The organism is Bordetella hinzii LMG 13501, from assembly GCF_001548475.1.
Classification (GTDB): domain Bacteria; phylum Pseudomonadota; class Gammaproteobacteria; order Burkholderiales; family Burkholderiaceae_B; genus Bordetella; species Bordetella hinzii.
This window is the reverse complement of the sequence record NZ_LRUJ01000003.1, coordinates 168,790-181,360: the sequence shown is the minus strand read 5'-3', so window position 1 is coordinate 181,360 and position 12,571 is coordinate 168,790. Positions and strand designations below refer to the sequence as shown.

Sequence of the window (12,571 nt, the reverse complement as noted above, 5' to 3'; positions counted from 1 at the left end):
GCGACGCGCCTACTATACGCCGGCATCCAGCGCCAGATTCAGCGCCAGCACATTGACGACCGGCTGGCCGAGGACGGCCGGCCAGGGGCGTTCGATATGGCGGTCGATCAGCGCCTGCACCCGGGCCAGCGGCAGGCCGCGCTCGCGCGCCACGCGGGCGGCCTGGTAGCGCGCCGCATCGGGGCTGATGTGCGGATCCAGGCCGCTACCCGAGGCCGTGAGCAAGTCGAGCGGGATGGGGGCGAGATTGCCGGGATCGGCCTGGCGCAGGGCGTCGGCCCGCGCGCGGGCCGCCTCGGCCAGGGCCGGGTTGGTCGGACCCAGATTGGAGCCGCCGCTGGATGCGCCGTTATAGGCCATGGGCGCGGTGGCCGACGGCCGGCCCCAGAAGTAGCGCGGTTCGCTGAAGTACTGGCCGATCAGTCTGGAGCCGACGACCTGGCCGTCGCGTTCGATCAGGGAGCCGGCGGCCTGTTCGGGGAAGAAGACTCGCGCCAGGCCCGTGGCCGCAAAGGGGTAGAGCAGGCCAGTGGTCAGGGACAGCGCCAGGAACAGCGTGAGCGCCGGGCGGATGAGGCCGGTAGTCTTGGTTTGCATGATGATCTCCGTTCAGGCCCAGCCGAGCGCGGCCAGCACCATGTCGATGAGTTTGATCCCCGCGAAAGGGACGATGAGGCCGCCCAGGCCGTAGATGAGCAGGTTGCGGCGCAGCAGGCTGGCCGCGCCCAGGGGGCGGTAGCGCACGCCGCGCAAGGCCAGCGGGATCAGCATCACGATGATGAGCGCATTGAAGATGACCGCCGACAGGATGGCCGAGGCCGGCGTGGTGAGCGCCATCAGGTTCAGGGCGCCCAGCTGCGGATAGACGCTGGTGAAGGCGGCCGGGATGATGGCGAAGTACTTGGCGACATCGTTGGACACGCTGAACGTGGTCAGCGCGCCGCGCGTCATCAGCATCTGCTTGCCGATTTCCACGATCTCGATCAGCTTGGTGGGGTTGGAATCCAGGTCCACCATGTTGCCGGCTTCCTTGGCGGCCTGGGTGCCGGAATTCATCGCCACGGCGACATCGGCCTGGGCCAGGGCCGGCGCATCGTTGGTGCCGTCGCCGGTCATGGCCACCAGGCGCCCTTCGGCCTGGTAGGCGCGGATGAGCTTGAGCTTGGCTTCGGGCGTGGCTTCGGCCAGATAATCATCCACGCCTGCCTCGGCCGCGATGGAGGCCGCGGTCAGCTTGTTGTCGCCGGTGATCATCACGGTCTTGATGCCCATGCGGCGCAGTTCGGCAAAGCGCGGCTGGATGTCGGGCTTGACGATGTCCTTGAGCTCGATGACGCCCAGCGCGCGGCCGTTTTCGGCCACCACCAGGGGCGTGCTGCCGCGGCGGGCGATGTCCTCGGCCGCGCGCGCCACGGCGGCCGGCAGTTCGGCGCCCTGCGCCTGGAGCCAGGCGGCGATGGCGTCCACCGCGCCCTTGCGCACGCTGCGCCGGCCGTCCTCCCTATCCACGCCGCTCATGCGGGTCTGGGCCGTGAAGGGGATAAAGGTGGCTTGCGGCAGCGCGACGGCGCGCGCGCCCAGCAGGCGGTCGGCCAGCAGCACGATGCTGCGGCCTTCCGGTGTGTCGTCGGCCTCGGAGGCCCAGCGGGCCGCCTGGGCCAGGTCGTGTTCGGCCACGCCGGGCGCCGCGCTGAAGGCCGAGGCCTGGCGGTTGCCGAAGGTGATGGTGCCTGTCTTGTCCAGCAGGAGCACGTCGACATCGCCGGCGGCCTCTACCGCGCGGCCCGACGTGGCGATGACATTGGCCTGCATCATGCGGCTCATGCCGGCCACGCCGATGGCCGAGAGCAGCCCGCCGATGGTGGTCGGGATAAGGCAGACCAGCAAGGCGACCAGCACCGTCACCGACACGACCGTGCCGGTGCCGTTGGCGCTGACCGAGTACAGCGAAAAAGGCAGCAAGGTCACCACCACCAGCAGAAAGACCAGGGTCAGGCCGACCAGCAGGATGGTCAGCGCCAGCTCATTGGGCGTCTTCTGGCGCTTGGCGCCTTCGACCATGGAGATCATGCGGTCCAGAAAGCTCTCGCCTGGATCGGCCGCGATGCGCACCACGATCCAGTCGGACAGCACGCGGGTGCCGCCGGTCACCGAGCTGAAGTCGCCGCCGGACTCGCGGATCACCGGCGCCGATTCGCCGGTGATGGCGCTTTCATCGACCGAGGCAATGCCCGCGATGACCTGGCCGTCGCCGGGCACCGTATCGCCCGGCAACACCAGCACCACGTCCCCTTTGCGCAGCTCGCCCGAGGGGCGCGTGCCGGCCGCTTCGCGCCAGGCCTGGACGTCGGGGTGGCGGGCCTGTTCATCGCGCCAGTCGCGCAGCACGCGCGCGTCGATGGTGGTGCGCAGGCCGCGCAGGGTGGCGGCCTGCTGCTTGCCCCGGCCTTCGGCCAGCGCTTCGGCGAAGTTGGCGAACAGGACGGTGAACCAGAGCCAGGCGGCGATGGCAAGAATGAAGCCCGCCGGCGCGTCGGCCCGGCCAGCCAGCGCCATCACCCATAGCACGGTGCACAGGATGCTGCCGGCATAGACGACGAACATCACGGGGTTGCGCCATTGCGCGGAGGGCGCCAGCTTGCGCAGGCAATCGCGCAGCGCGGCGTGGACGAGTCCGCGCGACCAGGTGGCGCCGCGCGCCAGCGCGGCATGCCCGGCGGTCAGATCAGTTTTAAGCATGATGGACGATCCATGGAATTAGAGGCGGGGCTGCAGGTGCTCGGCGACCGGGCCCAGCGCCAGGGCGGGCACATAGGTCAGCGCGCCCACCAGCAAGACGGCGCCGATCAGCAGCACCACGAACAGCGGGCCGGTCGTCGGCATGCTGCCCGCGCTGTCGGCCAGGCGTTTCTTGGCGGCCAGGGAGCCGGCCAGGGCCAGGATGGCGACGATGATGGCGAAGCGGCCGAACCACATCGCCAGGCCCAGCAGGACGTTGTAGAAGGGCGTGTTGGCGGACAGGCCGGCAAAGGCGCTGCCGTTGTTGTTGGCCGCCGAGGACAGCGCATAGAGCGCCTCGGAAAAGCCATGCGCGCCGGGGTTGAGGAGGCCGGCCAGGCCGGCGGGCAGGCTGATGGCCAGGGCCGTGCCCATGAGCACGAGGAAGGGGGTGGCCAGCACGACGATGGACACCATCTTCATGTCGTAGGCCTCGATTTTCTTGCCGAGGTATTCCGGTGTGCGGCCGATCATGAGCCCGGCGATGAACACGGCCAGCAGCGCGAAGGCCAGCATGCCGTACAGGCCCGAGCCCACGCCGCCGAATACGACCTCGCCCAATTGCATGAGCAGCATGGGACCCAGGCCGCCCAGCGCCGAGAGGGAATCGTGCATGGCGTTGACCGCGCCGCAGGAGGCCGCCGTGGTGACGACGGCGAACAGCGCGGAGGCCGGCACGCCGAAGCGGCTTTCCTTGCCTTCCATATTGCCCAGCCCCGCGTCGGCCGGCAGATGGGCCAGTGCGGGCGTGAGCGTCTGTTCGGAGGACTGGGTGAGCCAGGCAAAGGCGATGAACAGCAGCGTCATGGCGGCCAGGATGGCGATACCCTGGCGCCGGTTGCCCACCATCTCCCCGAAGCTGAAGCACAGCGCGGCGGGAATGATGAGGATGGCCAGCATCTCCAGCAGATTGGACAGCGCCGTCGGGTTCTCGTAGGGATGGGCCGAGTTGGCGTTGAAGAAACCGCCGCCATTGGTGCCCAGCATCTTGATGGCTTCCTGCGAAGCCACCGGGCCCATGGCCAGCGTCTGCGTCCGGGCGATGGCCGGATCGGTCAGCGGTTTGCCCGCCGCGTCGTTGAGCGCCTGGCCGTTGGCGTCCAGCCGCGGGGCGTCATAGGGCTGGGCCTGCAGCGTGGCGACCTCCTGATAGGCCGAGGTGTTCTGGATCACGCCCTGGCTGACCAGGGCCAGGGCCAGCGCCAGGGCCAGGGGCAGCAGCACATAGAGCGTGCTGCGCGTGACGTCCACCCAGAAGTTGCCGACCGTGGCCGAGCCATGACGCGCCAGGCCGCGTATCAAGGCAAACAGCACGCAGATGCCGGTGGCCGCCGACAGGAAGTTCTGCACCGTGAGCGCCAGCATTTGGGTCAGATAGCCCATGGTGGATTCGCCGCCATAGCCTTGCCAATTCGTGTTGGCGACAAAGCTGATGGCGGTGTTGAAGGCGGAGTCCGGCGACACGGCGCCCATGCCAGCTGGATTCAGGGGCAGCGAGCCCTGCAGGCGCTGTAGCGCGTAGACGGCCGCCAGGCCCAGCACATTGAACAGCAGCACCGCCACCGCGTACTGCCGCCAGTGCATTTCCCGGCCGGGGTCCACGCCGGCGGCGCGGTAGAACAGGCGCTCGGCCCAGCGGCCCCAGGCCGTGGCCGCATAGCGCCCGTCTTCCATCGCGCGCCGGATATAGCGGCCCAGCACGGGCGCCAGGCCGAGCAGCAGGATGAGGTACAAGGCCAGCAGGCCGAAGAATTGGCTGTCCATCAGAATTTCTCCGGCTTGAACAGGGCGATCAGCAAATACACGCCCAGCAGCACGGCGCAGGCGCCGCTGACCAGGTAGAGCCCGTTCATGAGCGTTCCCCTTCCTTGAGCGCGGCGCAGAAATAGACCAGCCCCCAGGTCAGGACCGCGAACAGACCCAGCAAGGCAACATAAAGAAAATCCACTTTCGTTCTCCCGGCGCGCGCGCCCGAATTGACCCCGGCAGGGGTATGGCCGGCAGATTAAGAAAGGGGGGATAAAAACGGGATAAAGCTTGGGCGGGAGCGTGTAAACGCGATATAAAAATGCACCGAAGCCGGCGCCGGCCGCGCCGCCCCAAAATGGGGCACGGCCAGCGGGCGATCCTGTCGAACGGCGCTTCCGGCCCGAAAATCGCTTCTGAAGCAGGGAATTTCAGTGTTCTGTCATGAAATGCACCAATGTGGTGCGCGTTATATAGAAATAAATGCGCCGAATTAGGGCATTCCCCTAGTGTGGCAAGCCCGTATCTGGTGCAGAATTTCGTCCCATGCAGGTGAGGAGACAAGCCCTGCATGGGCAGAAAAAAACCGGCGGCACCGGTTAAAAAATGAAGCAGTACCCAAAATAAAAAGTAAACGCGCAACGGCTGGCACCTAGGTGCCGGCCGTTGTCGCTTCCGGGACGCCATGCTAGGGTTGCAGCCAGGCTGCGCGTTCCGCGCACAAGAACGGAAAGCGATGCCAGAGACTCGCGATGCAAGCACCTCCTCCACACCTTATTGGCGCCGCAACCTGCGGCTCATCGGCCTGTTGCTGGCCATCTGGGCCGCACTGACTTTCGTTCCCGCCTATTTCGCCCGCCAATGGAGTTTTGACTTCTTCGGCTGGCCATTCGCCTTCTGGATGGCGGCCTACGGCGCGCCAGCGGCCTATCTCATCATCATCGCCATCTACGCTTTTGCCACGAATCGCGCCGACGCGCGGGCCGAGCGGAGCGAGTGATGCCGTTTTCAGGATCGACCTCGCAGGAATTCGAGCGCCGCTTGCGCTGGACCTATGCGCTGTACACCGTCGGCTTCGTGCTGCTGATCCTGCTGCTTGCCCTGGCCGAGGTGCTGGGCATGCCGCGCGCCTGGATAGGCTATGTGTTCCTGCTGGTCACCGTGAGCCTGTATGCCGGCATCGGCATTGTCTGCCGCACCTCCGACCAGGTGGAGTACTACGTCGCCGGCCGGCGCGTACCGGCCTTCTATAACGGCATGGCGACCGCCGCCGACTGGATGTCGGTGGCGTCTTTCATCGGCGTGGCGGGCACGCTTTACCTGACGGGCTACGGCGGGCTGGCCTACATCATGGGCTGGACGGGCGGCTTTGTGCTCGTGGCGCTGCTGCTGGCGCCCTATCTGCGCAAGTTCGGCCAGTACACCATCCCGGACTTCCTGGGCGTGCGCTATGGCGGCAATATGCCGCGCCTGGCGGGCGTGGCCTGCGCCATCCTGTGTTCCTTCACCTATCTGGTGGCGCAGATCTACGGGGTGGGCATCATCACCACCCGCCTGACCGGCATCTCTTTCGAGCTGGGCATCTTCGTGGCCCTGGGCGGCATGCTGGTCTGCTCCTTTCTGGGCGGCATGCGCGCGGTCACCTGGACACAGGTGGGGCAGTACATCATTCTCGTGATCGCCTATCTCGTGCCGGTGGTGTGGCTGTCGGTCAAACATACCGATGCGCCCTTGCCTCAGTTCTCGGGTGCGCCGCTTTTGCAGGAGATCACCGAAAAAGAGCGCGCGCTGGTCATTGACCCCAATGAAATCGAGGTGCGCCACCTGTGGGCGGAGCGGGCCGCCGAAATGGCCAGCCGCCTGCAGAACCTGCCGGGCTCCTGGGCCGAGGAGAAAGAAAAGCTCCGCGCCCGCCTGGCCCGCCTGAACGCCACGGACGCGCCCATGGTGGAGATTCGCTCGCTGGAGCGCGAACTGACCGGCTACCCCGCCACCGTGGAGGACGCGCGCACACTCTGGTCGCAGGCCCGCGCCGTGTTCGAGGCCCGGGCCGCGCCGCCGGTGCCGCACGCCGAGCCTTATCCCGCCGAGGACCCCCGCGAGCGCGAGAACATGCGCATCAACTTCCTGGCGCTGGTGCTCTGCCTGATGCTGGGCACCGCCGGCATGCCGCATATTCTCATGCGCTCATACACCACGCCGTCGGTGGCCGAAGCCCGCCGCTCCGTATGCTGGTCGCTGCTGTTCATCCTGCTGCTGTACTTCATGGCGCCGGCCCTGGCGCTGCTGGTCAAGTACGAGATCTACACCCAGGTGGTGGGCACGAGCTTCCTCAGCCTGCCCAGCTGGGTGCATGCCTGGAGCGCGGTGGACGCCAATCTGCTGGAAGTGCTGGACATCAACCGGGACGGCATCGTGCAGGCTTCCGAGATCAGCATGGGAGCCGATGTCGTGGTGCTGGCCATGCCGGAGATCGGCGGGCTGCCCTATGTCGTCTCGGGCCTGGTGGCCGCCGGCGGTCTGGCCGCCGCGCTGTCGACGGCCGACGGCCTGCTGCTGACGCTGTCCAATTCGCTGTCGCACGATATGTGGTATCGCATGGTGTCGCCGCGCATGTCGGCGGCGCGGCGCGTCATGGCGTCCAAGATCCTGCTGCTGCTGGTCGCCTTTGGCGCGGCCTGGGTGGCCGCGCGCAAGCCGGCCGACATCCTGTTCATGGTGTCGGCGGCCTTTTCCTTTGCCGCCTCGTCGTTTTTCCCCGCCCTGGTCATGGGCGTCTTCTGGCGCCGCGCCAATAAATGGGGCGCCACCCTGGGCATGGTGGCGGGCCTGGCGACGACTTTCGCCTATATGGCCCATACCCAGCCCTGGATGCGCGAATGGGTGTTCGGGGTGGCCCGCACCGAGCCGGTGCAATTGTGGTGGGGCATACAGCCCATCGCGGCCGGGGTGTTCGGCGCGCCGGTGGCCTTCCTGACCATTATCGTGGTGTCCTTGCTCACGCCGCCGCCGGACCCGGCCACGCGGGCCCTGGTCGGCTACCTGCGCTCGCCGCGCTGAGGGCCGCGGGCCTCAGTGGCCGACTGACTTGGAGAAGACGTTCATCACGATGACGCCGGCCACGATGAGCACGATGCCCAGTATGGCCGCCAGGTCCAGCGTCTGTTGGAAGAGCAAGACGCCGATGAGCGAGATGACCACGATGCCCACGCCCGACCAGATGGCGTAGGCGATGCCCACCGGCAGCTCCCGCAGCGTCAGCGACAGGAAGTAGAAGGACACCACATACCCCGCCACGGTGAGCAGCGAGGGCAGCAGGCGCGAGAAGCCGTCGCTGGCCTTTAGCGCGCTGGTGGCCACGATCTCGGCGGCGATGGCGACCGCCAGGAAGAGCCACTTCATGGGCGGGTCTCGCCGCGCATCAGCACCAGCAAGGCGCCGGCGCCGCCTTCGCGTTCGGGCGCCTCCGAGAAAGCCATGACCTCGGCCTTCTGGACCAGCCAGGTGCGCACCTTGTCCTTGAGCACGGGCTCCAGCCCCAGCGAGCCATAGCCCTTGCCATGGACGATGCGCACGCAGCGGATGCCGTGCTCCAGGCACTCGTCCAGGAAGGACAGCACCGCGTGGCGGGCCTGCTCCACGCGCAGGCCGTGCAGGTCCAGTTCGGCGCCGGCGCGCCACTGGCCGCGCTTGAGGTTGCGCGCGGTGTCGGGCGCGGCGTCGTGGCGCACGAAGGCCGTGCCGTTCTCGGAGAGCAGGGGGGCGATGTCGCCGCCGTCGGACACGCCCTGATCGGCGCGCGGCGACGCCTCGCCGATGGCCGAGGCGCGGCGCTGGGCGATGGCCGGCGAGAGCGTGGCCTGCGGGGCGTGCACCACCTTGCCGCTGGGCTTGATCGGCGTGGCCTGTCCCATGGCGCGGCGAAAGGCGGTGACGTCGTCGGGGCTGGCGGCGCGGGCGCGTTCGGCCTGGGCTTCGGCCTCGCGCCGCTGCTGTTCGGCCCGTTGCTGCTGGACGTCTTTCTGCAGCTTTTTGAGGCCGGCCAGGCCGAGCTTAGTTCCCCGCATTCTCCAGCCACCGTTGAGCATCCAGGGCGGCCATGCAGCCGGTGCCGGCACTGGTGATGGCCTGGCGGTAGACGTGGTCCTGCACGTCGCCGGCGGCAAACACGCCCGGCACCGAGGTCATGGTGGCCAGGCCGTTCAGGCCGCTGCGGGTGACGATGTAGCCGTCCTTCATGTCGAGCTGGCCCTCGAAGATGCCGGTGTTGGGCTGGTGGCCGATGGCCACGAAGCAACCCATGGCGGCCAGGTCTTCGGTGGCGCCGGTCTGGACGTTGCGGATGCGCACGCCGCTCACGCCGCTGTCGTCGCCCAGGACTTCTTCCAGGGTGCTGAACAGGCGCAGCTCCATATTGCCGTTGGCGACCTTGTCCATGAGCTTGTCGACCAGGATGGGCTCGGCGCGGAACTTGTCGCGGCGATGGATCAGGGTGACCTTGCGGCAGATATTGGAGAGGTAGAGGGCTTCTTCGACGGCGGTGTTGCCTCCGCCGATGACCACCACGTCCTGGTTGCGGTAGAAGAAACCGTCGCAGGTGGCGCAGCCGGAGACGCCGCGGCCCATGAATTGCTCTTCGGAGGGCAGGCCGAGGTATTTGGCCGAGGCGCCGGTGGCGATGATGAGGGAATCGCAAGTGTAGACGTTGCCCGTGTCGCCGGTCAGCGTAAAGGGCCGTTGCGAAAAGTCTACTTTTGCAATGTGGTCAAAAACGATTTCGGTATTGAATCGCTCGGCGTGCTTCTGGAAGCGCTCCATGAGGGCCGGGCCCTGGACGCCGTCGACGTCGGCGGGCCAGTTGTCCACCTCCGTGGTGGTCATGAGCTGGCCCCCCTGGGCCAGGCCGGTGACCAGCAAAGGCTTGAGATTGGCGCGGGCGGCATAGACGGCGGCGGTGTAGCCGGCCGGGCCGGAACCGAGGATAAGGACTTTGGCGTGTGTGGACATGGCAGCTATTCTTCGAGTGACACCCAATTATAATGAGGCGCATGCCCCGGATTTCCAATGTCTCCCCGCGCGCATCGCGCAACACCCGTAACGGGCCCTCCCCCCTGCAGACGCGGATCTCCGCCTTGCTGCGCGAGGCCCGGTGGATCCTGTTCGCCGCGCTGGCGGCCTGGCTGACCCTGGTGCTCATCACCTGGAGCCCGGCGGACCCCGGCTGGTCGCACTCGGTCTCCAACGAAACCCTGCACAACAAGGGCGGCACGCTGGGCGCCTATCTGGCCGATATCCTCCTGTATCTGTTCGGCTTCTCCGCCTGGTGGTGGGTCGTGCTGCTGCTGCACCGCGTGCGCGCCGGCTACCACCGCCTGGCGTCGCACCTGCGCGCGGCCAATGGCAAGCCGATAGATGTGTTGCCGCGGGTGCGCTGGGAGGAGGGCATCGGTTTTGCGCTGCTGCTGGTCGGCTCCCTGGGCCTGGAGGCCCTGCGCCTGTACAGCTGGGGCATGCACCTGCCCGGGGGCACCGACGGCGCCAGCGGCGCGGGCGGCGTCATCGGCCAGATGCTGGCCGCCCAGCTCAAGCTGGCCGTGGGCTTCACGGGCAGCACCCTGATCCTGCTGGTGATGGTCGCCATCGGCCTGTCGCTGTTCTTCTCTTTTTCCTGGCTGCAGGTCGCCGAGCGCGTGGGCGGCTGGATGGAAGGCCTGGTGCGCAAGCTGCGCGATTCCTATTCGGCGCGCGAAGACCGCCGGGTCGGCGAGGTCGCCAAGACCGAACGCACCGAGCAAGTCGCCGCCAAGCAGGAAAAAATGGTGCACGAACAGCCCGTGCGCATCGAGCCGGCCATTACCGTGGTGCCGCGCTCCGACCGGGTCGAGAAAGAAAAACAACAGACGCTTTTCCTGCCGCCGGCCGGAGAGGGCGACCTGCCGGCCATCAGCCTGCTGGACATGCCGCCGCCCAGCCAGGAAACCGTATCGGCCGAGACCATCGAGTTCACCTCGCGCCTCATCGAGAAAAAACTGGCCGACTTCGGCGTTTCGGTCACCGTGGTGGCCGCCCAGGCCGGCCCGGTCATCACCCGCTACGAAATCGAGCCGGCCACCGGCGTGAAGGGCAGCCAGATCGTCAACCTCGCCAAGGACCTGGCGCGCGCGCTCAGCCTGGTGAGCATCCGCGTGGTCGAGACCATCCCGGGCAAGAACCTGATGGGGCTGGAACTGCCCAATCCGCGTCGCCAGATGGTCAAGCTGTCGGAAATCCTCGGCTCGCAGACCTATCACGCCAGCAGCTCGGTGCTGACCATGGCGCTGGGCAAGGACATCGCCGGCAACCCGGTGGTGGCCGATCTGGCCAAGATGCCCCACCTGCTGGTGGCTGGCACCACCGGTTCGGGCAAGTCGGTCGGGATCAACGCCATGATCCTGTCGCTGCTCTACAAGGCCGACGCCTCGCACACCCGCGTCATCCTCATCGATCCCAAGATGCTCGAAATGAGCGTCTACGAGGGCATCCCGCATCTGCTGGCGCCCGTGGTGACCGACATGCGGCAGGCGGCCAACGCCCTGAACTGGTGCGTGGGCGAAATGGAAAAACGCTATCGCCTCATGAGCAAGATGGGCGTGCGCAACCTGGCCGGCTACAACGCCAAGATCCGCGATGCGATCAAGCGCGAAGAGCCCATCCCGAATCCCTTCTCGCTCACGCCCGACCAGCCCGAGCCGCTATCGCCCCTGCCGCACATCGTGGTGGTGATCGACGAGCTGGCCGACCTGATGATGGTGGTGGGCAAGAAGATCGAAGAACTCATCGCCCGCCTGGCCCAGAAGGCGCGCGCGGCCGGCATCCACCTGGTGCTGGCCACGCAGCGCCCCAGCGTGGACGTGATCACCGGCCTGATCAAGGCCAACATCCCGACCCGCATCGCCTTCCAGGTGTCGTCCAAGATCGACTCGCGCACCATTCTCGACCAGATGGGCGCCGAAACCCTGCTCGGCCAGGGCGACATGCTCTACATGCCGCCGGGCACGGGCCTGCCGGTGCGCGTGCACGGCGCTTTCGTCCATGACGACGAAGTCCACCGGGTGGTGGAATATCTGCGCAGCCAGGGCGAACCCAACTACGTCGAGGGCTTGCTCGAAGGCGGCACCGAGGGCGAGACCGGCGATGGCGTGAGCAGCGTCACCGGCATGGCCGACGCCGAGTCGGATCCCATGTACGACCAGGCTTGCGAAGTGGTGCTCAAGCATCGCCGCGCTTCGATCTCGCTGGTGCAGCGCCATCTGCGCATTGGTTACAACCGTGCCGCACGGTTACTCGAACAGATGGAACAAGCGGGTATGGTGTCCGCCATGCAGTCCAATGGCAACCGGGACATCCTGGTGCCCGCCCGAGAGGAAGCTTGATGAATCGACGTTTTTTTGCCCGCCTGGCCGGCGCCGCGCTGCTGGCCGCCGCCCCCGCCCTGGCGCTGGCCGCCGGGGCCCAGGACCAGCTCAAGGCCTTCGTGGCCAAGGTGCAGGGCGCGACCGGCAACTTCACCCAGGCCACGGTCGGGCCGCAAGGCCGCACCCAGCCCGCCCAGAGCGGCGTTTTTGCCTTCCAGCGGCCCGGCAAGTTCAAGTGGTCGGTTTCACGCCCCTATGAGCAGCTGGTCATCTCCGATGGCAAACAGGTCTATCAATACGACCCGGACCTGGCCCAGGTGACCGTGCGCAAGGTGGACCAGGCCATCGGCACGTCGCCCGCGGCGATTCTGTTCGGCTCGGGCAATCTGGAGCAGGCCTTCAATGTCAGCGCCTTGCCGGACCGCGATGGTCTGCAATGGCTGCGCGCCAAGCCGCGCAGCGCCGACGCGGGCTTCTCGCAGGTGGACATCGGCATGAACGGCGATCTGCCCGCCCGCATCGAACTGCTCGACGCCTTCGGCCAGACCACGCGCGTGGAACTCTCCAACATCCAGGCCAACCCCAGCCTGCCGGCCTCCGAGTTCCAGTTCAGCCCGCCCAAGGGCGTGGACGTCGTGAAGATGTAAGACCGG

11 protein-coding genes are annotated in these 12,571 nt (G+C 67.2%); 4 read left to right on the top strand and 7 right to left on the bottom strand.

Going from position 1 to position 12,571, the window contains the following annotated elements; translation table 11 throughout:
* Positions 1-12 precede the first annotated feature (12 nt).
* From kdpC to kdpF, 4 genes are read right to left on the bottom strand one after another with little or no spacing between them, the layout of a single operon-like run.
* Positions 13-597 (bottom strand): potassium-transporting ATPase subunit KdpC, encoded by a 585-nt coding sequence (gene kdpC / locus AXA74_RS03420; RefSeq protein ID WP_029579038.1) that lies wholly within the window; start codon positions 595-597, stop codon positions 13-15.
* A 12-nt stretch (positions 598-609) separates the two neighbouring features.
* The gene (gene kdpB / locus AXA74_RS03415) at positions 610-2,739 is read right to left on the bottom strand and encodes a potassium-transporting ATPase subunit KdpB (RefSeq protein WP_032954868.1); all 2,130 of its coding nucleotides are present in this window, start codon (positions 2,737-2,739) and stop codon (positions 610-612) included.
* An 18-nt stretch (positions 2,740-2,757) separates the two neighbouring features.
* The gene (gene kdpA, locus AXA74_RS03410) at positions 2,758-4,542 is read right to left on the bottom strand and encodes a potassium-transporting ATPase subunit KdpA (RefSeq protein ID WP_032977787.1); all 1,785 of its coding nucleotides are present in this window, start codon (positions 4,540-4,542) and stop codon (positions 2,758-2,760) included.
* Positions 4,542-4,631, bottom strand: a complete 90-nt coding sequence (gene kdpF / locus AXA74_RS03405; RefSeq protein WP_032954870.1) for a K(+)-transporting ATPase subunit F — start codon at positions 4,629-4,631, stop codon at positions 4,542-4,544. Before kdpF ends, kdpA begins: the two co-directional genes overlap by 1 nt.
* Before the next feature lie 629 nt (positions 4,632-5,260).
* On the opposite strand from kdpF, the gene AXA74_RS03400 reads away from it, so the two are divergent.
* Entirely contained in the window at positions 5,261-5,524 is a 264-nt protein-coding gene (locus AXA74_RS03400) for a DUF4212 domain-containing protein (RefSeq protein ID WP_029579041.1), read from the top strand.
* Complete coding sequence (locus tag AXA74_RS03395; RefSeq protein ID WP_029579042.1) at positions 5,524-7,584, top strand: sodium:solute symporter family protein; 2,061 nt, start codon at positions 5,524-5,526, stop codon at positions 7,582-7,584. The genes AXA74_RS03400 and AXA74_RS03395 overlap by 1 nt, the downstream gene beginning before the upstream one ends.
* Before the next feature lie 12 nt (positions 7,585-7,596).
* Here the strand turns inward: AXA74_RS03395 and AXA74_RS03390 are convergent, their stop codons facing one another.
* The 3 genes from AXA74_RS03390 to trxB are packed head-to-tail and all read right to left on the bottom strand — an operon-like array spanning position 7,597 to position 9,531.
* Entirely contained in the window at positions 7,597-7,926 is a 330-nt protein-coding gene (locus AXA74_RS03390) for a DMT family transporter (RefSeq protein ID WP_029579043.1), read from the bottom strand.
* Positions 7,923-8,591, bottom strand: a complete 669-nt coding sequence (locus AXA74_RS03385) for a Smr/MutS family protein (protein ID WP_032977784.1) — start codon at positions 8,589-8,591, stop codon at positions 7,923-7,925. Before AXA74_RS03385 ends, AXA74_RS03390 begins: the two co-directional genes overlap by 4 nt.
* Positions 8,578-9,531 (bottom strand): thioredoxin-disulfide reductase, encoded by a 954-nt coding sequence (gene trxB / locus AXA74_RS03380; RefSeq protein ID WP_029579045.1) that lies wholly within the window; start codon positions 9,529-9,531, stop codon positions 8,578-8,580. Before trxB ends, AXA74_RS03385 begins: the two co-directional genes overlap by 14 nt.
* Before the next feature lie 41 nt (positions 9,532-9,572).
* Between trxB and AXA74_RS03375 the strand changes: the two genes are divergently transcribed.
* Both AXA74_RS03375 and lolA read left to right on the top strand, forming a co-directional pair.
* A complete protein-coding gene (locus AXA74_RS03375; protein ID WP_029579046.1) occupies positions 9,573-11,936 on the top strand; it encodes a DNA translocase FtsK in 2,364 nt (787 codons plus the stop codon).
* Entirely contained in the window at positions 11,936-12,565 is a 630-nt protein-coding gene (lolA, locus tag AXA74_RS03370) for an outer membrane lipoprotein chaperone LolA (protein ID WP_029579047.1), read from the top strand. Before AXA74_RS03375 ends, lolA begins: the two co-directional genes overlap by 1 nt.
* Positions 12,566-12,571 lie beyond the last annotated feature (6 nt).